Source organism: Burkholderia sp. Bp9140, assembly GCF_003853425.1.
Classification (GTDB): domain Bacteria; phylum Pseudomonadota; class Gammaproteobacteria; order Burkholderiales; family Burkholderiaceae; genus Burkholderia.
The window spans coordinates 20505-41588 of the sequence record NZ_QTPQ01000042.1 but is presented as its reverse complement, the minus strand read 5'-3'; the positions used below and the strand labels follow the sequence as shown (position 1 = coordinate 41588).

Here is a 21084-nt window from a genome sequence, read left to right as displayed (position 1 = left end):
ACCGACGCCATCCGGCATCGGACCGCAACCACGGGGGCTGGCGCGCATGTGCCGCACGAGGGTGCACGACGCTGCTGGGTTGTGCGGTGGCGAGCTCCGGCGCGCTCGCCGCGGAAGCGGTCACGCCGGCGCCTGAGGACCGGCACGCGCTACCGGCGATCAGCGTCACTGCGCCAGCGGCCGAGGCCGACCCGCTCATGCAGCCGCTCGAAACGGGTTCGCGGCTCGGGCTCGCGAGCCTCGACACGCCCGCGAGCGTCGAGACGGTCACGGCCGACATGATCGACGCGCGCGGCGATCGCACGGTGCTCGATGCGGTGACGCGCGCCGCGGGCTTCGCGAGCGCGATGGCGCCCGGCACGGGCGGCACGGCATTGAGCGTGCGCGGCTTCAGCGGGCAGGAATCGGTGATGACGCTGCTCGACGGCGTGCGGCTCTTGCCGGCGGCCGGCACGATCACGTTTCCGTTCGATACGCGATCGGTCGAGCGCATCGAGGTGCTGCGCGGCCCCGCGTCGGTGCTGTACGGGGAGGGCGCGATCGGCGGCGTCGTCAACGTCGTGCCGAAGCGGCCGCAGCGCACGCGCGAGACGACGCTGCAGGTCGGCGTGGGCGCCGACGGCGCGAAGCGCGTCGCGTTCGATACGACGGGCGCGCTCGGGCCGCAGCTGTCGTACCGCTTCTACGTGAGCGATGCGCGTGCGAACGGCCTCGCGGAACGGGCCGATACGCACACGAGCGCGCTCGGCGGCGCGCTGAGGCTCGACGTGAGCCCGCGCTTCGCGCTGACGCTCGATTACGACTACGGCCGCCAGATGCCGCAGACGTACTATGGCGTGCCCGCACCGAACGGCTTGCTCGATCCGTCGCTGCGCAAGCTGAACTACAACGTCGGCGATGCGTCGATCGCGTACTACGACCAGTGGACGCGCCTGTCCGCGCGCTACCGCCCCGCGCCGGGCGTGACGATCGACAATCAGCTCTACTACCTGACGTCGAACCGCCACTGGCGCAACGCGGAAGCGTATGTGCTCGATCCCGGCACGGGGCGCGTCACGCGCGGCGACTATCTCGACATCGGTCACCACCAGCGGCAGCTCGGCGACCGGCTGAGCGCGCGGTTCGACGGCACGCTGTTCGGCCGCGCGAACCGTTTCGTCGTCGGCGCCGAGTTCAGCCGCATCACGTTCACCGGCACCAACAATGCGCCGTACGGCGGCGAATCGACGGTTCCCGCGCACGGCTTCGACCCCGGCATATTCGCGAGCGACGATCCGACGGTGCCGCAGTTCAGCACGCGCGCGAACCAGGTCGCGATGTTCGCGGAGAACCGCCTCGAGGTGCTGCCGCGGCTTGCGTGGGTGAGCGGGCTGCGTTACGACCACATTGCATTCAGCCGCGAGCAGGCGGCCACCGGCGCGGGCTTCGACAAGCGCTTCGCGAACGTCGGCTGGCGCACCGGCTTCGTGTTCGAGATCGCGCCGGCGCTCACCGCGTACGCGCAGTACACGACCGGCGCGGAGGGTGTCGGCTCGCTCGTCACGTTGTCGGCCTCGCAGATCGGCTACCGGCTCGCGACCGGCGAGCAATGGGAAGCGGGCGTCAAGCAGTCGCTGTTCGGCGGCCGCGCATACTGGACGCTCGCCGCGTACGAGATCACGAAGCGGAACCTGTTGAGCACCGATCCGTTCAATCCGGCGCTGCGCCGGCAGGTCGGCCGGCAATCGTCGCGCGGTGTCGAGCTGACGGGCGGCGCACGGCTGCCGTACGGCGTGACGCTCGATGCGAACGTCGCATTGCTGCACGCGCGTTACGACGAATTCGACCAGCAAGTGGGCGCTACCACGGTATCGCGTGCGGGCAACGTGCCGACCGGCGTGCCGCAGCAGACGGCGAACCTGTGGCTCGGCTGGGCGTTCGCCGAGCGCTGGCAGGCGAATGCGGGCGTGCGCTACGTCGGCGCGACGTACGGCGACGATGCGAACCGGCTCAAGGTACCGTCGTATACGGTGTTCGACGCGTCGCTGCGCTGGCAGCCAAGCTCGCGCACCGAGTTGGCACTCTACCTGCGCAACCTCGCGAACCGCACCTATGCGGTGACGACCTCGAACGGCGGCGAGCAATGGCTGCTCGCCCCGTCGCGCGCGGCGGAGCTCGTCGCGACGATGCGCTTCCGATGACGAGCAGCGTGACGCCCGTGATGCACATGCTCGATATCGAGCGCGTGAGCTGGTCGCCCGACGGCGCGCTCGCCGTGCTCGACTCGGTGACGCTCACCGTCGCCGAAGGGGAGTTCGTCGGTCTCGTCGGCCCGAACGGCAGCGGCAAGACGAGCCTGTTGCGCTGCGTGTTCCGTTATGCGCGGCCCGACGCGGGCCGCGTCTCGCTCGATGCGCAGGACGTGTGGCGGATGCGACCGCGCGCGCTCGCGCAGCGCGTTGCGGTGCTGCTGCAGGAGACGCCCGACGACTTCGGGCTGACGGTCGACGAACTGGTCGGCATGGGGCGTACGCCGCACCAGCGCGCATTCGATGCGGAGAGCGCCGACGATCGCCGGATCGTCGAGGCCGCGTTGCGCGATGTCGGTCTCGTCGAGCGCCGCGCGCAACGCTTCGCGTCGCTGTCGGGCGGCGAGAAGCAGCGCGCGCTGCTGGCGCGTGCACTTGCCCAGCAGCCCGAGCTGCTACTGCTCGACGAGCCGACCAACCACCTCGACCTGCGTCACCAGCTCGAACTGCTCGCGCGCGTGCGGCGCCTCGGCATCGCCACGCTCGCGACGATTCACGACCTCAATCTCGCGGCCGCGTACTGCGACCGGCTTCATGTGCTCGCGCACGGGCGCGTCGTCGCGTCCGGCGCGCCGTCCGACGTGCTGACCGATGCGCTGCTGCGCGACGTGTTCGGCGTCGCCGCGCTCGTCGATCGCCATCCGGTCACGGGCCGGCCGCGCATCACGCCGCTTCATCCGGAATGACCGTCATGCCGTTTTCCGCTTCATGCCGCCGATCGTGGCGCTCGTCGCTTTCCCGCCCGTTTCCTTGCCTGTTTCCTCGCCTGTTTCGCCGCCGACTGGTCGCCGCCGCCGTGCTCGGCTGCGCGGCGGCGCATGCCGGCGCCTATCCCGTTACCGTGCGCAGCTGCGATCGCGACCTGACGTTCGAGCGCGCACCGACGCGCGCGGTGAGCAACGACGTGAACCTGACCGAGATGATGCTCGTGCTCGGCCTGAAGGACCGCCTCGTCGGCTATACCGGTATCGGCGGCTGGAAGACCGGCACCGCGCGCGTGCGCGACGCGCTGCGCGGCGTGCCGGAACTGGCCGCGCAGTATCCGTCGCTCGAGGTGCTGGCGGCCGCGCGCGCGGACTTCTATCTCGCCGGCTGGAACTACGGGATGCACGTCGGTGGCGCGGTAACGCCGGCGACGCTCGCACCGTTCGGCATCCGCACGTATGAGCTGACCGAGTCGTGCTCGCACGTGATGAAGCGGCCGCCCGCGTCGTTCGACGACATGTTTCGCGACCTGACCAATCTCGGCCGGATCTTCGGTGTCGACGCGCGCGCCGCGCAGGTCGTCGCCGGCATGCGCGCGCGTCTCGCGGCGGTGGCGCGCGCGATCGGACGTCCCGCGCCGCTGCGCGTGTTCGTCTATGACAGCGGCACCGACAAGCCGATGACCGCGGGCGGGCTCGCGATGCCGAGCGCGCTGCTCGCCGCGGCCGGCGCGCGCAACGTGATGGACGACCTGCCGCGCAGCTGGACGCAGGTCAGCTGGGAAAGCGTGGTCGCGCGCGATCCGCAGGCGATCGTGATCGTCGACTACTCGGCCGTGACGGCCGCGCAGAAGCAGCAGTTCCTGCTGAGCCAGCCGGCGCTCGCACGCGTCGCCGCGATCCGCGACCGGCGCTTCGTCGTGATTCCGTACGACGCGGCGACGCCGGGCCCCGAGAACGTCGCGGCCGTCGAGGCGCTGGCGCGCGCACTGTATCCGGCCGCGTTCGCCGGGCCGTCGCGATGAGCGGGCGGGGCGGGGCGCCGCGGCTTGGCCCGCGCGTGATGCTGCCGTTGTTGACGGCGCTGCTGGCGGTATCGATCGTCGTGTCCGCCGCGTTCGGCCCCGCGCCGATCGCGATGCCGGTCGCGGTGCGGATCGTCGCAGCGCACGTCGCGTCCGCGTTCGGCGCGGCCGCTTCGTTCGCAACCGGCACGGGCGACGACAGCATCGTCTGGCTGATCCGGATGCCGCGCGCGCTGCTCGCCGCGATCGTCGGCGCGACGCTCGCGGCGGTCGGCGTCGCGCTGCAGGCGGCGACCGCGAACCGTCTCGCCGATCCGCACCTGCTCGGCGTGAGCGCGGGCGCGATGCTCGGCGCCGTTGCGGTCACGATGGTGGCCGGCGCCGCATTGGGCCCGTTCACGCTGTCGGCCGCCGCGTTCGCGGGTGCGCTGGCCGCGACCGGGTGTGTCGTCGCGCTCGCGTACCGGCGCGGCCGGCTCGACTCCGACCGGCTGCTGCTCGCCGGCGTGTCCGTGTCGTTCATGATGGCCGCGTTCGGCAACCTGCTGCTGTATCTGGGCGACCAGCGCGCCGCGTCGTCGGTGCTGTTCTGGATGCTCGGCGGCGTCGGGCTCGCGCGCTGGGACCTGCTGCCGGTGCCGGCCATGTGCGCGGTGCTCGCGGGCGGCGCGCTCCATGCGCGGCGGCGCGAGCTGAATGCGCTGATGTCGGGCGACGTCGCGGCCGCCGCGCTCGGCGTGTCGGGCGGCCGGATGCGGCGTGAGGTGTTCGTCGTCGCGTCGTTCGCGACCGGTGCGATGGTCGCGGTGAGCGGCGCGATCGGCTTCATCGGGCTCGTGACGCCGCATCTGTGCCGCCGCGTCGTGGGCGCCGAGCACGGCCGGCTGCTGCCGGTCGCCGCGCTGACGGGCGCGATCCTGCTCGTGTGGGCCGACGTCGCCGCACGCTCGCTCGCGGCGCCGGAGGATTTGCCGATCGGCATCGTGACCGCGCTGTTCGGCAGCCTGTTCTTCGTCGCGCTGTTGCGCCGGCGCTGAGCGGCCGGCGGTGCGCAGCGGGCGAGCGGGGGGCGGCACATCATGTGTCGTCGCGCGGCCGCGCAACCGCTTGTCGAAGCGATGAAGCCGCGCGGGCGACGCCGCACCGGCCGCGTGCCGCACTTGCCTGCGCGTCGCCCAGGAAGTCCGGCAGGGTTCGCGCCGGCAGCGAAATCACGAAGCGTGCGCCGCCGAGCGGCGAATCCTCGAGCCGCACGTTGCCGCCGTGCACGAGCGCAACGCGCCGCACGATCGCGAGCCCGAGACCGAACCCGCCGGTCTGCCGGTCGCGGCTCGAATCGAGCCGCTGGAACGGTTCGAACACGCGCGCGCGTTCGGCGACCGGAATGCCGGGGCCGTCGTCGTCGACGCTCAGCACCAGTGCGCCGGACGCATCGTGCGTCGCGGACAGCAGGACCGTGCGCGCCGCATAGCGTGCGCCGTTGCGGATCAGGTTCAGCAGCGCGCGTGCGACGAGTTTCGGATCGCACACGTGAGTGGCGGGTGCGCCGGCCGTCGACACGCCGAGCGTGATGCCACAATCGGCGACGTCGTTCGCGACGTTGCCGGCGACGCTGTCGATCAACGCCTCGACGATGACGTCCATCGGCGCGAGTTCGCTTGCGCCTTGTTCGAGCCGCCCGATCGTCAGCAATTCGGTCACCAGGTCGTCGAGTTCGCGCACGTCGCGCCGCAGTTCGTCGCGGCGTTCGCGTGTCCGGCCGCTCTCGTCGGAGTCGGCGAGCAGCGCGAGCCCGAATTCGAGGCGTGCGAGCGGCGTCTTCAGCTCGTGCGAGATCCCGTGCATCATCTCGCGCTGCTGCTTGATCGATGCCTCGATCCGCTCGGCCATGTCGTTGAACTGCTGCGACAGCTCATAGATGTTCGAGCGGCCGGACAGCCTCACACGCGTCGACAGGTTGCCCGCGCCGAACGCGTGGGCGGCGGCCTGCAGCTTGCGCAGGTCGCGCCAGTGGTACGAGATCCACAGCACGACCGCGAACAGCGCGGCGAGCGCGAGCAGCAAGTAGGCGTAAATCTTGATGTCGAGATCGGCTGCCTCGGTCGGGCGCGCATGCAGAACGGAGCCGTCTGCGAGCGGCATGTAGTAGTCCTTGCCGTCGTAGCTGATCGCGATCCGGCCGGCGTCGAGATCGCGCAGCGGCGTGCCGCTCAATTGCGCGCGGGCATCGGCCATCGTCACGAAGCCGAATCCCTCGTTGCCGTGCTTCGCGAGTTCGCGCAGCGCGAGCATGCGCTGCGCGCCCGGATGGCGTTCCAGATAATCGTTCAGCACGAACGCGTAGGTTGTCAGCGAATCGCGCTGCGCTTGCGCGACGCGATCATAGAAGATCCGGTCGAACGACAACTGAATGAACATGATCGATCCGGCGACGCACAGGATCACGACGAGGTACAGCCTGATCAACGGGCGCAGCATTTATTCGTCCCACGCGGAAGGGCTGAACAGGTAGCCGCGGCCCCAGATCGTCTTGATCTTGTGCGGCTCCGACGACGCATCCTCGAAACGGCGGCGCAGCTTCGAGATGCCGGAATCGACCGAGCGGTCGAGCCCGTCGAACTCGATCCCGCGCAACTGCTTCAGGATGTCGTCGCGGCTCAGCACGGTGCCGGCCGCGCGCGCGAGGATCAGCAGCAGGTTGAATTCGGCGGTCTTCAGATCGACCGGTTCGCCGCGCCACGTGACGGTGCGGTTCGGCGGCGAGATCGTCAGTTCGCCGAATACCAGCGCGTCGGGCGCGGCGGCGGGTGTTTCGGTCGCGGCCGGTTGTGCGCGGCGCAGCAGCGCGCGGGCGCGCGCCACCAGCACGCGCGGCTCGATCGGCTTCGTCACGTAGTCGTCGGCGCCGGTTTCGAGGCCCGCGACCTGGTCGTAGACGTCCGCGCGCGCGGTGAGAATCAGCACCGGGACGTTGGTGAAGGCGCGAATGCGCCGGCACACTTCCATCCCGTCGAGATTCGGCAGCATCAGGTCGAGTATCACGAGCGCGGGCTGGTGCTCGCGTACCGCCGCGACGGCCAGGTCGCCGCTCCGCACGACCGTTACCGCGAATTCATAGTTGTCGAGGTATTCGCGCACGAGCTGCGCGAGGCGGTCGTCGTCCTCGATCAGCAGCACACGGTATTTGAGCGGGTTGTCGTACATGGTCTCCTCGATACGCGCGTGTCGTCCTGCACCCGGCAGGCGGATGCGCGGCACGGCATGCAAATTCTATCCGGCGTTCCGGCGGCCCGGGCAGCAGGACGACAATCGCGAACAATCGAACACAATTGAGCACAGATTCCCCGCAGATTCCGGACAGTCCCGGCGCATGGCGGCACCTAGACTTCGGGCTCCGTCACTCTTGTCTGAATATCGTGCGCTCAACCGTTCGCCGCTCCCGCTATTGCGTGCCGCTTGCCGGCCTGACCCTTGCCGCCGCCGCCCACGCGGAAAACCAGTATTCGATTTCGCTCGGCGGCGGGTTCGCGCCGCGCTACCAGGGGAGCAACCAGTATCGCGGCGTCGTGGCGCCGGGGTTTTCCGCGAAATTCGGCAACGGCTTCTTCATCGACAGTGCGGAAGGGGCCGGCTACCGGCTGGATCTGCCGCATGGTGCGTTCGTGTCGGCGGCGGTGAGCTACGATCCGGGCCGCGCGGACGAGAACCGCTTCGACCTGCCGGGTTCGGACTACCTGAAGGGGATGGGCCGGATTCCGGGTTCGGTGCTCGTCGGCGTGCGGGCAGGTGTGACGCTGTTCGACGCGGCCGAACTGAGCGTCACGGTCGACACGCCGGTGACGCATACGTCGCGCGGCGTGTCGGGGCACGTCGATCTCGCGGTGCCGGTGTTCAAGACCGCGCAGCACGAGATCGTCGTGACGGGCAGCGTGCATGCCGGCACCGGTCGCTACGCGCAGACGTTCTACGGCGTGACCGATGCACAGTCGATGACGAGCCGCTTCCGGCCGTATTCGACGCGCGGCGGGATCGACAGCGCGACGATGTCGGTCGCGTGGCACTGGAACCTGTCGCGGCACTGGTCGGTGCTCGCGACGGGTGGCGTGGCGCGGTTGCTTGGGCGCCACGGCGACAGCCCGATCGTCCAGTCTCACAGCAACTACTACGGGATGGCCGGCGCGACCTACAAATTCTGAATGGGCGCCGGCGCGCGCATGCCGCACGCGATGCGTCGGCGTTGCGCGTTCGCCGCGCATTGCGTGCGGTAACATGCAGGCGGGGCCGGCAGCACGCCGGGCCGCGACAGGGGGAAACCGATGAAGAACACGAACACGATCGCGATGCTCGTCGCACTCGTTGCGAGCGCAACCTTTGCAGGATGTGCGGACATGAACGTGAAGCACCCCAACGCCACTGCCGGCGGCGCCGCGCCGAACGCCGCGCCTGCGTGCCAGGCGGACGCTGTGCCGGACGACGCGCTGATCGGCAAGACCGAGGCCGATGCGGCCGCGCTGCTCGACGGCTGCCTGTGGCGCGTGCTCGAGCGCGACGGCAAGTCGTTGCCGGGCACGATGGATTACCGGCAGGAGCGCCGCGATCTCGGCATGCGCGACGGCAAGGTGATCTGGGTGCGGCGCGGGTGACGGGTTGTGCCGATGGGGCGATCCCGCAGCCGGAATCGTCGACGTCGTGCGACTGCGCGTGCATTTCAGCGTGAACGGCAGGGCCGACCTGCCATGGGCGGACGATATGAACACGCCCGAACTTGCGCCGACCGTGACGAAGTGAACGCGGCGGCGGCGGCTGGCGAACCCCTGCGCGCGCCCGTTACTTCGAGATATACCAGAGCGCGTCGGTGCTGACGCGCGTGGCCGGTGTCGCCGCGGCCGGTGCCTGGGCCGAGGCGGCAGGCGGCGTGTTCGACGACGTCACCGCGGTGGGCCACGTGGCGGGCGCGCTGGATGTCGTCGGCGTATTCGCGGTGCTCGCGGTCGATGCCGATCCCGACGTCGACGGCGTATTCACATACCACAGTGCATCGGCCGAAGCCGTACGCTTCGCCGGTGCATGCGCGGGCTGTTTCGATGCGGGTGCCGCGGCAGCCGTTGCCGGCGCCGCGCCCGAACGCTGCGTTCCCGCTGCCGCTCCAGCCCCCGCCTGCATCATCGTGCCCGCCGCGCCACGCTGCGCGCGCGCTTCGAACGGCCCGAGCTGGAAGATCAACGTTTGCGCGGGACGCGTCAGAACGGCATACGGGAACTGCAGCTCCCACGACATCAGCACGCGGCCCGACGACGTTTCGGTGAAGATCGCCGGCACATGCTTCATGTCGCTGAACTGCACGTAGATCCGCGCGCCGTCGTCGAACACCTGGGTCGGCTTGGCCTGGTCGGCGCCCGTGACGGTCCAGCCGAAGTTGTACGTGCCGGCCGGGCCGGCAGGCCCGCCTTGCGGCTGCGGCGGCGGTGCGGCCGGCGCGAGCGTGCGGGCACGCGTGACCGGCGGCGCCGGCACGCTCAGGCTCGCGAACGGGTTATACGCCTGCACCTGCTGTGGCGGCGTGAAGGAGGGCGGAAGGATGGGCATGGGAGTATCCGGCGAATCCGGCATGGTCCGGATTGCATCATAGACCTTGCGGGCATACGCGAGGCGCTTGTCGGGCGACGCGGCGTTGTACGCGCCGATCGCGGTCCAGTTGGCGCCGAGCTGGCGGATGTTCTGCGACAGGATCCACGCGCCGACGTACGCGTTGGTGCACGCATCGAACAGGCTTTCCCGCGTGATGCCTTCGCGCGCGAGCGTCGGCAGCCAGGTGCTGTTGATCTGCATCAGGCCGATGTCGACGGTGCCGTTCGTGTTGGTGTTGACGGCGTTCGGATTCATCCCCGATTCGACCTGCGCGATGCCGCGCAGCAGGCTCACGCTCACCTTCTGGAACGTGGCCGCGTCGTCGAGGCAGTCGGCCCGCGCGAGCCCGTGCAGCGCGCACGACAGCGCGATCGTCGCGGCGATCTTCGGCGTGGCGTGGCTGATCGAACGGGCAGTCTGACGCGGCATGGCAGGATGGGGCGGAATCCGGCCGCCCGGTGCAAGGAAATTACGCAGACGCGAAGTGTGCCATAGCGCGCAGGCAAATGGCTGGCGTCAAACTTTCCTTTGCATTTGCCCGCGCGCTTGTCGGGCATTTTCCCTGGCGTCGGTATCGCAGCGCGACGCAATCGAATCGGTAAAAAAGGCTGATTCTCGCGCGGAAGCTGGTGCCAATCGCAGTCGCAATACTGACGCCACGCGTCAGTTGCGCCGCGAATACGGTAATGAATCGCGCAGCAATGGGAGGGAAAACGGCGCGGGCGCCGGTGTGCAGCCCGGAAACGATGACGGCGGCCGCAGCCGCGGTGTCGATGAATCCGCCATCCGGAATCCGCCATGCGATTCCGGCCGACCAGCCGCGCGACACCGCACGCAGCCGGCCGCCCAGGGCGACACGCGCAGCCTTGCGCAGCGTCGGCGGCGATCGGCGCGGAGTGCGAGAATGCGGCCTTCGGCCGGCGCGCATCGCGCCGCTCACCAGGGAAACTCGCATGGACAGTCACATCGCTCCGGTGGAGCTGAAGAAAGCCTACCGTCTCCTCAACCACGGCCCGACCGTGCTCGTGTCGGCCCGCCACGACGGCGTCGACAACGTGATGGCCGCCGCGTGGGCCTGCGCGCTCGATTTCCTGCCGCCGAAGCTGACGGTCGTGCTCGACAAGTCCGCGAAGACGCGCGAGCTCGTCGAGCGCAGCGGCACGTTCGTGATCCAGGTGCCGACGGCCGCGCAACTGCAGCTCACGCATGCGGTCGGCAGTCACAGTCTCGCCGAGCGGCCCGACAAGCTGCGCGACGCGGGCGTCACGCTGTTCGACGTCGAAGGCCATGACCTGCCGTTCGTCGCCGGCTGCTCCGGCTGGCTCGCGTGCAAGCTGATTCCCGAGCCGCACAACCAGCAGACCTACGACCTGTTCATCGGCGAGGTGGTCGGCGCGTGGTCCGACACGCGCGTGTTCCGCGACGGTCACTGGTATTTCGAATCGGCCGATCCGGCGCTGCGCAGCCTGCACTACATCGCGGGCGGCAACTTCTACGCGATCGGCGAGTCGCTGCACGTCGATCCGGGCCAGCCGGACCCGCAGTAAGCAGCCGGCCGGTTGTCGGCCGCCGTTCCAGGCGCGCGGCTCACGCGCGCTTTTTCAATTCCGCGAGCATCACGTCGGCGAACGCCTGCGCGACGCGCGACAGCGTGCGCCCGCGCTTCGCGACGAGCGCGATCGGCCGCACGAACGCGGGGTCGTCGATCGGCTTCGCGACGAGGTCGGGCTCGGCGCGCACCTCGCGCGCGGTTGCCGGCAGGATCGTCACGCCGAGGCCGCCGCGCACCATCGCGACGGCCGTCATCATGTAGGTCGGTTCGCACGCGATGTCGGGCGTGCAGCCGGCCGCGTCCAGCGCGGCATCGACGACGCTGCGCACGCTCGTGCCCTGCGCGGTCAGCACGAGCGGCACGGCGGCGACGTCGGCGGTACGCACGCGCCGCTTGCGCGCGAGCGGATGATCCTTCGGGCACACGGCGACGAGCCGGTCGGCGCCCGCATACAGCACCTCCAGCGATGCATCGAACGCGTCGCCGCCCGTCAATCCGAGATCGGCTTCCTCGTTGCGCACCAGCGCGGTGACGAGGCTCGCGACGCCGTCGCGAATGTCGAACCCCGCGCGCGGCACGTCGCGCCGGAACGACTGGATCAGCTCCGGCAGCAGGCTGGATGCGAAGGTCGGCAGGCACGCGAGCCGTACCGTGCCGCTCGCGCCTTCGCCGAGCGCGCGCGCATCGCGCAGCACGCGCTCCATGTCGTCGAGCGCGCGCTGCAGCAGCGGCAGCAGCTCGCGCCCGGTCTGCGTGAGCGCGACGCTGCGGCTGTTGCGGTCGAACAGCCGCGCGCCGACGATGTCCTCGAGCCGCCGGATCTGCACGGTCAGCGCCGGCTGCGACAGGTGCAGCCGCGCGGCCGCGCGCGTGAAGTTGCCGGCGTGCGCGACGGTGACGAACGCGCGAATGTCGCGAAGGTTCAGATCCATAACGGTTTGTGATTGCTGCGATCAAATCATTTCAATTGTGCTATCGCTGCGCCGACCTTACGCTCGTCTCCAACAAAAGACAAGGTAGGAGACACGGATGCTGCCGTTACTCGGGCTGGGCACGATCGTCGTGCTGCTGGCCGCGATTCTGTCGAAACGCATGTCGCCGCTCGTCGCGCTGATCATCGTGCCGATCGCGGCGTCGCTGATCGGCGGCTTCGGGCTGCACACGAGCAAATTCGTGATCGACGGGCTGAAGGGCCTCGCGCCCGTCGTCGGGATGTTCGTGTTCGCGATCCTCTATTTCGGGACGATCACCGACGCCGGCACGCTCGACCCGATCATCGACCGCATCCTGCGCGCGGTCGGCACGCGGCCCACGCGGATCGTGATGGGCACGACGCTGCTCGCGCTGCTGATCCACCTCGATGGCTCGGGCGCCGTCTGCTTTCTCGTGACGATTCCCGCGGTGCTGCCGCTGTACGACCGCCTGAAGATGGACCGGCGCGTGCTGGCCGCCGCGGTGTCGATGGCCGCGGGGATCAACTTCCTGCCGTGGACGGGGCCGATGATCCGTGCGTCGGCATCGCTGCACCTGCCGGTGTCGGCGTTGTTCAATCCGCTGATTCCGGTGCAGGCGATCGGGCTCGTGTTCGTGTTCGGCGTCGCATACTGGCTCGGGCGGCGCGAGGAGAAGCGGCTCGGCCTGTCGCGCGACGATGCGTCGATCCCGCTGCCCAAACGCGAGCTGACACCCGACGAGCAGGCGCTGCGCCGGCCGCACCTGTTCTGGTTCAACCTGGTGCTGACGCTCGTCGTGCTCGGCACGATGGTCGTGATGGGCGAGAAGATCCCGCCCGCGATCATGTTCATGGTCGGGCTGTGCGTCGCGCTGCTGGTGAACTACCCGGACGTCGACATGCAGCGAAAGCGCATCGACGCGCATGCGCGCGCGGCGCTGATGATGGCCGGCATCCTGCTCGCGGCCGGCGTGTTCACCGGGGTCATGCAGGGCAGCGGGATGCTGAAGGCGATGGCGCAGGCGGCGGTCGGCTTCGTGCCGCCGTCGATGGCCGGCCACATCCCGGTCGCGCTCGGCTTCGCGTCGATGCCGCTCAGCATGCTGTTCGATCCCGATTCGTTCTACTTCGGCGTGCTGCCGGTGATCGCGGAAGTGGCCGGCCAGCTCGGCGTGCCGGCCGTGCAGGTCGGGCAGGCCGCGCTGCTCGGCCAGATGACGACCGGGTTTCCGGTCAGCCCGCTGACGCCCGCGACGTTCCTCGTCGTCGGCCTGTGCGGGATCGAGCTGGCCGAGCACCAGAAATTCACGTTCCCGCTGCTGTTCGGCGCCTCGATCGTGATGACGATCGCGTGCGTCGTGCTGGGCGTTTTTTGATCTCTCCCGGCGCGGCGCGCCGGATGACGGTACGGACATGACAGCAAAGCCACCACACGAACGGCGCGTGCGCATCGGCGCGGGCGCCGGCTACTCGGGCGACCGGATCGAGCCGGCGGTCGAACTGGCCGAACACGGGCAGCTGGACTATCTCGTCTTCGAATGCCTGGCCGAGCGCACGATCGCGATCGCGCAGCAGGCGCGGCGCAAGGATCCGTCGCTCGGCTACGATCCGCTGCTCGACGCGCGCATGCGTGCCGTGCTGCCGGTGGCCGCGGACAAGCGCGTGAGGATCGTGTCGAACATGGGCGCGGCCAACCCGCGCGCGGCCGCGCGGCGCACCGCGCGGATCGCGCAGTCGCTCGGCCTCGCGGGGCTGAAGGTCGCGGCGGTCGAAGGCGACGACGTGCTCGACGTCGTGCTGCGCGGGGCGTTCTGCTTCGAGGAGTCGGGCGACGAAGTCGCCGCGTATCGCGACCGCATCGTGTCCGCGAACGCGTATCTCGGCGCCGCGCCGATCGTCGATGCGCTCGCGGCCGGCGCGGACGTCGTGCTGACCGGGCGCGTCGCCGATCCGTCGCTGTTCGCCGCGCCGCTGATCCATGCGTTCGGCTGGCGGATGGACGACTGGGACACGCTCGGGGCCGCGACGGTCGTCGGCCATCTGCTCGAATGCGCGGGGCAGGTGACGGGCGGCTATTTCGCCGACCCCGGCTACAAGGACGTGCCGAATCTCGCGCGGCTCGGCTTCCCGATCGGCGAGGTCGCGGCCGACGGCTCGGTCGTGATCACCAAGGTGCCGCATGCGGGCGGCCGCGTGAGCGCGGCGACCTGCAAGGAACAGCTGCTGTACGAGATCCATGATCCGGCGCGCTACCTGCAGCCCGACGTCGTCGCGGATTTCACGCGCGTGGCCGTCACGGAGGAGGCACCGGACCGCGTGCGCGTGACGGGCGGGCGCGGCACCGCGCGCACGGATACGCTGAAGGTGTCGGTCGCATACGTCGACGGCCATATCGGCGAAGGACAGATCTCCTACGGCGGGCCGGGGGCGCTGGCGCGCGCGCGGCTCGCGCTCGACATCGTCCGCGAGCGGCTCGCGCTGACCGGCGTGGCCGCGACCGAGTTGCGCTTCGATCTGATCGGCGTCGACTCGCTGTATGGCGACGCGAGGCCCGCCGTGCGCGGCGAGCCGGCCGAAGTCCGCGTGCGGGTCGCCTGCCGTGCGGCGAGTGCGGCCGAAGCCGAGCGGATCGGCAACGAAGTCGAGACGCTTTATACGAACGGGCCGGCCGGCGGCGGCGGTGCGTTCAAGTCGACGCGCGAGGTGATCGCGGTGCAGTCGGTGCTGCTGCCGCGCGCGGCCGTGGCGCCGTCGTTTTCATTCGTGGAGGCCTGATGCACCTGCGTGAACTGGCGCATGCGCGCACCGGCGACAAGGGCAATACGCTGAACGTGTCGGTCATCTGCCGCGATCCGCGTCACTATGAACACCTGCGCGCACATCTCGATGCGCCGGCGGTGAAGGCATGGCTCGCGGGCATCGTGCACGGCGACGTCGTGCGCTACGAACTGCCTGCGCTCGCCGCGTTCAACTTCGTGCTGCGCGATGCGCTCGGCGGCGGCGTCACGCGTTCGCTCGCACTCGACGCGCACGGCAAGTCGGTCAGCTCCGCGCTGCTGGCGATCGACGTGCCCGACCCGGCGTGACGACGTGACGGTGCGCGTCGCCGGCGGGGCGCGTGATCACGGTTACGGAATCAGCAGTTCGCGGCGACCGTCCGCGTGCGCGACGCGTTCGCCGGCGAGGATCTGCCGCGCCGCGCCGCGCCTCGCCTCGCCTCGCCTCGCCGCGGCGCGTTTCCCATCCCGCCGGTGCATTAACCCTTCGGGGGTATCGATCGGCGCGCCCGCTGCCGGTGCATCACGGTTTTTTTGCATGGTCTGACCAGTCGAACCTCAAGTTGCGTCGCGACCGGTCGTTAAATCCGGTTGCGTACTCATTTGACTGTTCGATAACAACGCGCAACCGGAGATCGCCGTCATCATGCTGTCATCAATTCGCGCCCGGATCGTGGCAACCTGCGTCGCCATCGTCGTCACGGCACTCGCCGTCACCGGTGGCCTCGTGTACGAGGTTGTCAAGCGACACAACGACGAGACCATCGACCAGAACCTGCGGTCGGTCCTGGCCGGCCACGCGCTGGCGATCGACGAGTGGGTCGCCGGCCGCGCCCAGCAGACGCAGGCGCTTGCGGATACGCTGGCGATCGGCGAAGGCGATCCGCTGCCGGCACTGACGCTGCTCGGCAAGTCGGGCGGGTTCCAGGTGCTGACGCTCGGCCTGCCGGACCGCACGGCGTTCTCGAACATCCCGCTCGCGTCCGGTTACGATCCGACCGCGCGCCCGTGGTACAAGCAGGCGGTCGAGGCCGGCCGGCTCGTCGTCACCGCGCTGTACCAGGACGCGTCGACCGGCAAGCCGGCGTTTGCATTCGCGGTGCCGATCATGCGCGGCGGCGCGCTGAAGGGCGTGCTGGCGGCGAGTCTCTACATGGAACGCGCAAGCGCAATCGTCGCGTCGATGCACCCGACGCCGGCGAGTTTCGCGTTTCTCGTCGACCGCGGCGGGCGTCTCATCGCGGGCGGGAAGACCGACCTGATCATGAAACCCGCCACGCAGCTGTCACCGGAACTGACGCCCGAGCGTCTCACCGGCCTGCAGAGCGCGACCGAGCCGGTGGCGATCGCGATGGACGGCGTGACCAAGCTGCTGCGCGCGCAACCGATCGCCGGTACGGACTGGTCGCTCGTGATGGCGCTCGACCGGTCGGACGTGACGGCCGGCATGCGCGCCGTCGCGACGACGACGCTCGTGGCCATCGTCATCGTGGCCTGTATCGCGGCCGCGCTCGTCGGCGCGCTGACGAATGCGGCATTCAAGCGCGTGCTGCTGGTGCGCGATGCGCTGACCGACGTCGCGAGCGGGAGCGGCGACCTGACGAAGCGGTTGCGGGCGGACGGCAACGACGAGGCTGCGCAGATCGCGCGCGCGTTCAACCTGTTTGCGGAAAAGATTTCGGCGATCCTGCTGCAGATCCGCGGGTTCAGTGAATCCGTGAGCGTGGCGAGCGCGGAGATCGCACAGGGCAACCAGGACCTGTCGAGCCGGACCGAGCATGCGGCGTCGAGCCTGCAGGAAACCGCGGCAGCGCTCGAGGAGATTGCCGGCACGGCGCGCAACTCGGCCGATGCGGCGACGCAGGTGAACCGGCTCGCGGAATCGGCGTCGGGCGTCGCGATGCGCGGCGGCGAGGTGGTGAGCCAGGTGGTCGCGACGATGGGCGAGATCACGGCGGCCTCGAACGAAATCTCGAACATCATCGGCGTGATCGACGGCATCGCGTTCCAGACCAACATCCTCGCGTTGAATGCGGCCGTCGAGGCGGCGCGCGCGAACGAGCACGGGCGCGGCTTCGCGGTCGTCGCGGGCGAGGTGCGCACGCTCGCGCAACGCAGCGCGCAGGCCGCCAAGGAAATCAAGCAGCTGATCCAGGCGTCCGTCGACAAGATCGAGGGCGGGTCGGAACTCGTGCACACGGCGGGCGCCACGATGGACGAGATCGTCGAGGGCGTGCGCGGCATTACAAGCGTGATCGCGGAAATGACGGTTGCGGCGAACGAGCAGAGCACGGGTCTCGCGCAGGTGAACCAGGCGGTGTCGCAGCTCGATCACTCGACGCAGCAGAACGCGGCGCTCGTCGAGGAGTCCGCCGCGGCCGCGGCGCTGTTGCGCGAGCAGGCGGCGCAGCTCGCGCAAACGGTCGGCGAATTCAAGCTTGCGCGTCCGCAAACGGCCGATATGGCGCCGGCGTGATGCGGCGCGCGCCGGGGCCGCGGCGTGCGTGTACGCTACGGGCTCGCGGGCATCGGCCCGCGCGTGCGGCAGGGGCCGCGCGCATCGACCGGATCCTGGAATGAAGAACGAGATCGTTACGCCGGGCTGCACGAATGGCGAGGCCGGGCGCGGGCGCCGGTTCGCGGCAACGCTGGCCGCACTGTCCGCCCTCGCGGTGTTCACCGCGCTCGCCGCGGTATCGCCTGCCCATGCCGCCGAGCCGACGCATCCCGACCGCCAGCTGCAAAGTTTCATCCGCGACACCTACGGCAAGTGGCGTGCCGATCGCAAGGGCTGGCAGTCGGACGCGGGCGATTTCGTCTATGCGCCGTGCGGATCGCTGCGCGTCGCGACGGCCGACGGCCCGCGCACGCTGCTCGCGATGTGCGGCGAGACCGAGGACGCCGTGCAGAACGGGATGCCGGGGATGGATTCCGATGCCACGTCGGGCGCGATCGACCTGTACGTGCTTCGGCCGTCGCAGGACGGGACGACGCTCGAAGCGGCGCTGAAGAAGACGGGCATCGCGTCCGGCGGGCGCGGCGAGCCGGGCACGGTGAGCATCCAGCGGCTCGGGCCGCACCTGTTCGGTTTCGTCATCGGCGACAGCGATTCGCGGCAAGGCTATACGCAAAGCATCCGCTCGATCTGGCTGCCGTACGGCGACGCGCTGGTGCTGGCGGCGGCGCGCATCGACGAAGCGCTCGACAATGCGGAATCGACCGAATGCGCGAACGATCCGGCGCGCTGCGAGGAACGCCGCTTCGCGATCGCGCCGGACACGCGCGCGGGCGATGGCGTCTATCCGCTGATCGTGACCGAAACCGGCAAGCGTGGCGATCGCGCGATTCACGCGCGCCATACGGTGAAGTTCGACGCGGCGCGCGGCCGCTACATCGTGCCGAAGGCCGTGCGCGAAGGGTATTGAGCGGTTCGCGCGCGGAACCGCGAAACCGGGCGGCGTTGCGCCGCCCGCACCTCACACGTACAGGTAGCGCACGAGGTGGAAGAACACCGGCGCCGCGAAGCAGATCGAATCGACGCGATCGAGCATCCCGCCGTGGCCCGCGATCATCGAGCCCCAGTCCTTGGTGCCGAGCGAGCGCTTCACGGCCGACAGCACGAGGCCGCCGACGAAGCCCGCGATCACGATCGCGAGCGAGATCCCGAACGCCGCGCCGAAGCTGAACGGCGTCACGCGATACAGCGACGCGCCGCACAGCGTCGCGAGCAGGCCGCCGCCGATGAAGCCTTCGACCGTCTTCGACGGCGACAGCCGCGGCGCGATCTTGCGCCGCCCGAACAATTTGCCGACCACATACTGCAGCACGTCGCTGACCTGCACGACGAACAGGAAGAAGAACAGCAGCAGTGCGTTCTGCCCCGCGTAGCGCGGAATGTCGAGGATCAGCACGGCCGGCGCGTGGCTCAGCCCGTACACGCACACCATCAGCGCCCAGTTGATCTTCGCGTTGCGGCTCAGGAATTCACGCGTGTCCTGCGTGAGCGCCGACACCAGCGACATCGCGAAGAACAGGTGCACCGGCACGAAGATCGAGTACATGCCGTACCAGTTGATCCCGAGCAGCAGGTACTGCACCGGAATCGCGATGAAGAACGCGATGAACAGCGTCGTGTGGTCGCTTGCGGTCGTCGGCGTGAGCGTGATGAATTCGCGCAGCGTCAGGTAAGACAGCAGCGCGAACACCAGATACGTGACGTTGTTGCCGAGGCTGATCGCGATGACCATGATCGCGATCATCGCCCACCACGCGCGGATGCGCTGGTTCAGGTTGACGATGGTCGCGCTGGTGCCGCCGCTGCGCGCGCCGAGGATCGCGCCGATCACGGTCGCGAGCAGCAGCACGCCGGTGACGCCCGCGACCAGTTCCCAGAAGAGAATTCGCATGAAGAAGTCCGGAAAAGGGAGAGGGGGGGCGCCGCGTTCAGCCGGCCGGCCGCTGCGGCGGCGCGAGCGCGACGATCGCGTCGCGCATGCGGGCGAGGAAGGTCGGCTTGTCTTCGCCGGCGCCGAGCGCGTCGTTCGCGCCGAAGTGCACCTTGCAGATCAGCGGCACGGGCCAGATCGCGCCCTTCGGCATGATGCGCTGCAGGTTCTCGAGGTAGACGGGTGCCAGCGCGACGTGCGGAAACTCGGTCGCGAGATGGAACAGGCCGCTCTTGAACGGTTGCGGCAACACGTCGGCGCCGCGCGTGCCTTCCGGGAAGATGATGATCGAGTGGCCTTGCCGCAGGGCGTCGCGCACCGGGCCCAACGGGTCGCCGCCGCTTTCACGGTGACGGTCGATCAGCACGACGTTCAGCAGCTTCTGCGCGATGTGGCGCTTCAGGTCGCTGCTGTCCCAGTAGTCGCGTGCCGCGACCGGCCGCACGACCGCGCGCACGTCGCGCGGCAGTGCGGCGAGGATCGCGAGCGTGTCGATATGGCTCGTGTGGTTCGAGAAGTAGATCTTCTGCGTCGGCGACGGCGGCGCCTGATGCCAGACCGGATACGCACCGGCGACGAGCCGCACGATCGACAGCAGGAAATCGCGCTGCCAGACGTTCAGGATGTTCATCGGCGTCGCGCCTCCTGCCTGCATGCCCGCGCAGCCGCGCATGCGCGGCGGGCGGAATCCCGGAATGCCGGCGCGGCAGGATGCGCGCCAGACGGCCATTGTTCAAGTTTTTTCAAATTCGTGGCTGCCTGTCGCAGGGCCGCGATAATCGGACGATTCGCTCGCGTATTTTGCGTCGCGGCGAATGCGCCGGTCGGCGGCGTGATAATCGGCTGTTGCACGAGCGCCCGGTCACAGTTCGAATGCGTTGCTGCGCTCACGGGCCAGCGGATTATCGCGAGTTTCCGTCAAAAACGCCAGATTGCGCGGCGCGGCCGAAGCGGGGCGCGGCTTGACGCGTCGGGGCCGCTCGGCGACGATGACGACCACCTGTCGAAAACCGCCGCTGGCGGTTGCGCCGCCCGGGGCATGGCGGCTGGAAACGTGTCCGAACGTGACGAACCAATAAAACGATGAGCCTCTACGCACTCAAACCGAAATTCCAGAACCGTCTGCGTCCGTTCGCGGATTCGCTTGCCGAACGCGGCGTCACCGCCAACCAGGTCACGCTGCTCGCGGCCGGCGGCTCGATCGTCGTCGGCGCGCTCGCCGGGCTCGGCGTGTTCGCCCGCGTGCTGTTCCTGCTGATCCCGATCTGGCTGTTCGTGCGGATGGCGCTCAACGCGATCGACGGCATGCTCGCGCGGGAACACGGGCAGAAGAGCACGCTCGGCGCATACCTGAACGAGCTCGGCGACGTCGTGTCCGATGTCGCGCTCGTGCTGCCGTTCCTCGCGATTCCCGCGTTCGCGCCGGCCGACGTCTGGCTGTTCGCGCTGACGGCGGTGATCGTCGAATGCGCGGGGCTGATCGGCCCGCTCGCCGGCGCGACGCGCCGCTACGACGGCCCGTTCGGCAAGAGCGACCGCGCGCTTGCGCTCGGCGCGTTCGCGCTGTGGATCGGCTTCGGTCTGCCGGTCGGCAGCGTCGCCGCATGGCTGTGGCGCGTGCTGATCGTGCTGTCGATCGTGACGGTGGTGCGGCGCGTGCAGGCCGGCGTCGCCGAAGCGGGCGGCTGACGGCCCTGGATGGACCGGTGCCGG

Annotated in this window: 21 protein-coding genes; 13 read left to right on the top strand and 8 right to left on the bottom strand. The window is 69.5% G+C overall.

Translation table 11 applies throughout. The annotated features are described in order from the left end of the window. Positions 1 to 86: 86 nt before the first annotated feature. Genes DIE21_RS29465 through DIE21_RS29450 form a run of 4 tightly spaced genes read left to right on the top strand, consistent with a single transcriptional unit; the run spans position 87 to position 5054 of the window. Entirely contained in the window at positions 87 to 2180 is a 2094-nt protein-coding gene (locus DIE21_RS29465) for a TonB-dependent siderophore receptor (RefSeq protein WP_124500975.1), read from the top strand. Continuing rightward, complete coding sequence (locus DIE21_RS29460) at positions 2177 to 2974, top strand: ABC transporter ATP-binding protein (RefSeq protein WP_260426675.1); 798 nt, start codon at positions 2177 to 2179, stop codon at positions 2972 to 2974. Before DIE21_RS29465 ends, DIE21_RS29460 begins: the two co-directional genes overlap by 4 nt. 5 nt (positions 2975 to 2979) lie before the next feature. Further along, positions 2980 to 4017, top strand: coding sequence for an ABC transporter substrate-binding protein (locus DIE21_RS29455; RefSeq protein WP_260432560.1), 1038 nt, complete (start codon positions 2980 to 2982; stop codon positions 4015 to 4017). Beyond that, entirely contained in the window at positions 4014 to 5054 is a 1041-nt protein-coding gene (locus tag DIE21_RS29450; protein ID WP_124500974.1) for an iron ABC transporter permease, read from the top strand. Before DIE21_RS29455 ends, DIE21_RS29450 begins: the two co-directional genes overlap by 4 nt. A gap of 40 nt (positions 5055 to 5094) precedes the next feature. Here the strand turns inward: DIE21_RS29450 and DIE21_RS29445 are convergent, their stop codons facing one another. Then, complete coding sequence (locus DIE21_RS29445; RefSeq protein WP_124500973.1) at positions 5095 to 6495, bottom strand: ATP-binding protein; 1401 nt, start codon at positions 6493 to 6495, stop codon at positions 5095 to 5097. After that, on the bottom strand, positions 6496 to 7221 hold the full coding sequence (locus tag DIE21_RS29440) for a response regulator transcription factor (protein ID WP_124500972.1): 726 nt from the start codon (positions 7219 to 7221) through the stop codon (positions 6496 to 6498). A 245-nt stretch (positions 7222 to 7466) separates the two neighbouring features. Here DIE21_RS29440 and DIE21_RS29435 point away from each other — a divergent pair, with 245 nt between their 5' ends. Together DIE21_RS29435 and DIE21_RS29430 are read left to right on the top strand one after the other, a co-directional pair. Next, positions 7467 to 8213, top strand: coding sequence for a MipA/OmpV family protein (locus DIE21_RS29435; protein WP_124501007.1), 747 nt, complete (start codon positions 7467 to 7469; stop codon positions 8211 to 8213). 120 nt (positions 8214 to 8333) lie between these two features. Then, positions 8334 to 8660, top strand: a complete 327-nt coding sequence (locus DIE21_RS29430) for a hypothetical protein (protein WP_124500971.1) — start codon at positions 8334 to 8336, stop codon at positions 8658 to 8660. Between the two features lie 184 nt (positions 8661 to 8844). Here the strand turns inward: DIE21_RS29430 and DIE21_RS29425 are convergent, their stop codons facing one another. After that, positions 8845 to 10074: a transglycosylase SLT domain-containing protein gene (locus DIE21_RS29425; RefSeq protein WP_124500970.1), complete on the bottom strand. Its 1230-nt coding sequence runs from the start codon at positions 10072 to 10074 to the stop codon at positions 8845 to 8847. Between the two features lie 40 nt (positions 10075 to 10114). Beyond that, the gene (locus tag DIE21_RS29420; protein ID WP_124500969.1) at positions 10115 to 10600 is read right to left on the bottom strand and encodes a hypothetical protein; all 486 of its coding nucleotides are present in this window, start codon (positions 10598 to 10600) and stop codon (positions 10115 to 10117) included. Here DIE21_RS29420 and DIE21_RS29415 point away from each other — a divergent pair. After that, positions 10599 to 11192 (top strand): flavin reductase family protein, encoded by a 594-nt coding sequence (locus tag DIE21_RS29415; protein WP_124500968.1) that lies wholly within the window; start codon positions 10599 to 10601, stop codon positions 11190 to 11192. The genes DIE21_RS29420 and DIE21_RS29415 overlap by 2 nt on opposite strands. A gap of 40 nt (positions 11193 to 11232) precedes the next feature. Here the strand turns inward: DIE21_RS29415 and DIE21_RS29410 are convergent, their stop codons facing one another. Continuing rightward, complete coding sequence (locus tag DIE21_RS29410) at positions 11233 to 12129, bottom strand: LysR family transcriptional regulator (protein WP_124500967.1); 897 nt, start codon at positions 12127 to 12129, stop codon at positions 11233 to 11235. A gap of 97 nt (positions 12130 to 12226) precedes the next feature. Between DIE21_RS29410 and DIE21_RS29405 the strand changes: the two genes are divergently transcribed. The 5 genes from DIE21_RS29405 to DIE21_RS29385 all read left to right on the top strand — a co-directional run bounded on the left by DIE21_RS29405 (position 12227) and on the right by DIE21_RS29385 (position 18351). After that, entirely contained in the window at positions 12227 to 13525 is a 1299-nt protein-coding gene (locus DIE21_RS29405) for a CitMHS family transporter (RefSeq protein WP_124500966.1), read from the top strand. A gap of 37 nt (positions 13526 to 13562) precedes the next feature. After that, the gene (locus DIE21_RS29400) at positions 13563 to 14924 is read left to right on the top strand and encodes an acyclic terpene utilization AtuA family protein (RefSeq protein ID WP_124500965.1); all 1362 of its coding nucleotides are present in this window, start codon (positions 13563 to 13565) and stop codon (positions 14922 to 14924) included. Further along, positions 14924 to 15235, top strand: coding sequence for a hypothetical protein (locus DIE21_RS29395; RefSeq protein WP_124500964.1), 312 nt, complete (start codon positions 14924 to 14926; stop codon positions 15233 to 15235). The genes DIE21_RS29400 and DIE21_RS29395 overlap by 1 nt, the downstream gene beginning before the upstream one ends. 337 nt (positions 15236 to 15572) lie before the next feature. Beyond that, entirely contained in the window at positions 15573 to 17402 is a 1830-nt protein-coding gene (locus tag DIE21_RS29390) for a methyl-accepting chemotaxis protein (RefSeq protein ID WP_124500963.1), read from the top strand. 100 nt (positions 17403 to 17502) lie between these two features. Further along, complete coding sequence (locus DIE21_RS29385) at positions 17503 to 18351, top strand: topoisomerase IV (protein WP_124500962.1); 849 nt, start codon at positions 17503 to 17505, stop codon at positions 18349 to 18351. A 51-nt stretch (positions 18352 to 18402) separates the two neighbouring features. Here DIE21_RS29385 and DIE21_RS29380 read toward each other — a convergent pair whose 3' ends face one another. The 3 genes from DIE21_RS29380 to DIE21_RS37380 all read right to left on the bottom strand — a co-directional run bounded on the left by DIE21_RS29380 (position 18403) and on the right by DIE21_RS37380 (position 20371). After that, positions 18403 to 19332 carry a phosphatidate cytidylyltransferase gene (locus tag DIE21_RS29380; RefSeq protein WP_124500961.1) on the bottom strand — a complete coding sequence of 310 codons (930 nt, stop codon included), beginning with the start codon at positions 19330 to 19332 and terminating at the stop codon, positions 18403 to 18405. A gap of 37 nt (positions 19333 to 19369) precedes the next feature. Then, positions 19370 to 20002 (bottom strand): lysophospholipid acyltransferase family protein, encoded by a 633-nt coding sequence (locus DIE21_RS29375; RefSeq protein ID WP_124500960.1) that lies wholly within the window; start codon positions 20000 to 20002, stop codon positions 19370 to 19372. A 231-nt stretch (positions 20003 to 20233) separates the two neighbouring features. Continuing rightward, on the bottom strand, positions 20234 to 20371 hold the full coding sequence (locus DIE21_RS37380) for a hypothetical protein (RefSeq protein WP_185640614.1): 138 nt from the start codon (positions 20369 to 20371) through the stop codon (positions 20234 to 20236). Between the two features lie 83 nt (positions 20372 to 20454). Here DIE21_RS37380 and DIE21_RS29365 point away from each other — a divergent pair, with 83 nt between their 5' ends. After that, positions 20455 to 21060: a CDP-alcohol phosphatidyltransferase family protein gene (locus tag DIE21_RS29365; protein ID WP_124500959.1), complete on the top strand. Its 606-nt coding sequence runs from the start codon at positions 20455 to 20457 to the stop codon at positions 21058 to 21060. Positions 21061 to 21084 lie beyond the last annotated feature (24 nt).

What these genes read in the sequence shown, in the direction of transcription:
- DIE21_RS29460 (WP_260426675.1), top strand. Translation starts at nt 2,177, where the DNA reads ATGACGAGCAGCGTGACGCCCGTGATGCACATGCTCGATATCGAGCGC.
- DIE21_RS29455 (WP_260432560.1), top strand. Translation starts at nt 2,980, where the DNA reads ATGCCGTTTTCCGCTTCATGCCGCCGATCGTGGCGCTCGTCGCTTTCC.
- DIE21_RS29450 (WP_124500974.1), top strand. Translation starts at nt 4,014, where the DNA reads ATGAGCGGGCGGGGCGGGGCGCCGCGGCTTGGCCCGCGCGTGATGCTG.
- DIE21_RS29445 (WP_124500973.1), bottom strand. Translation starts at nt 6,495, where the DNA reads ATGCTGCGCCCGTTGATCAGGCTGTACCTCGTCGTGATCCTGTGCGTC.
- DIE21_RS29440 (WP_124500972.1), bottom strand. Translation starts at nt 7,221, where the DNA reads ATGTACGACAACCCGCTCAAATACCGTGTGCTGCTGATCGAGGACGAC.
- DIE21_RS29430 (WP_124500971.1), top strand. Translation starts at nt 8,334, where the DNA reads ATGAAGAACACGAACACGATCGCGATGCTCGTCGCACTCGTTGCGAGC.
- DIE21_RS29425 (WP_124500970.1), bottom strand. Translation starts at nt 10,074, where the DNA reads ATGCCGCGTCAGACTGCCCGTTCGATCAGCCACGCCACGCCGAAGATC.
- DIE21_RS29415 (WP_124500968.1), top strand. Translation starts at nt 10,599, where the DNA reads ATGGACAGTCACATCGCTCCGGTGGAGCTGAAGAAAGCCTACCGTCTC.
- DIE21_RS29420 (WP_124500969.1), bottom strand. Translation starts at nt 10,600, where the DNA reads ATGCGAGTTTCCCTGGTGAGCGGCGCGATGCGCGCCGGCCGAAGGCCG.
- DIE21_RS29410 (WP_124500967.1), bottom strand. Translation starts at nt 12,129, where the DNA reads ATGGATCTGAACCTTCGCGACATTCGCGCGTTCGTCACCGTCGCGCAC.
- DIE21_RS29405 (WP_124500966.1), top strand. Translation starts at nt 12,227, where the DNA reads ATGCTGCCGTTACTCGGGCTGGGCACGATCGTCGTGCTGCTGGCCGCG.
- DIE21_RS29400 (WP_124500965.1), top strand. Translation starts at nt 13,563, where the DNA reads ATGACAGCAAAGCCACCACACGAACGGCGCGTGCGCATCGGCGCGGGC.
- DIE21_RS29395 (WP_124500964.1), top strand. Translation starts at nt 14,924, where the DNA reads ATGCACCTGCGTGAACTGGCGCATGCGCGCACCGGCGACAAGGGCAAT.
- DIE21_RS29390 (WP_124500963.1), top strand. Translation starts at nt 15,573, where the DNA reads ATGCTGTCATCAATTCGCGCCCGGATCGTGGCAACCTGCGTCGCCATC.
- DIE21_RS29385 (WP_124500962.1), top strand. Translation starts at nt 17,503, where the DNA reads ATGAAGAACGAGATCGTTACGCCGGGCTGCACGAATGGCGAGGCCGGG.
- DIE21_RS29380 (WP_124500961.1), bottom strand. Translation starts at nt 19,332, where the DNA reads ATGCGAATTCTCTTCTGGGAACTGGTCGCGGGCGTCACCGGCGTGCTG.
- DIE21_RS29375 (WP_124500960.1), bottom strand. Translation starts at nt 20,002, where the DNA reads ATGAACATCCTGAACGTCTGGCAGCGCGATTTCCTGCTGTCGATCGTG.
- DIE21_RS29365 (WP_124500959.1), top strand. Translation starts at nt 20,455, where the DNA reads ATGAGCCTCTACGCACTCAAACCGAAATTCCAGAACCGTCTGCGTCCG.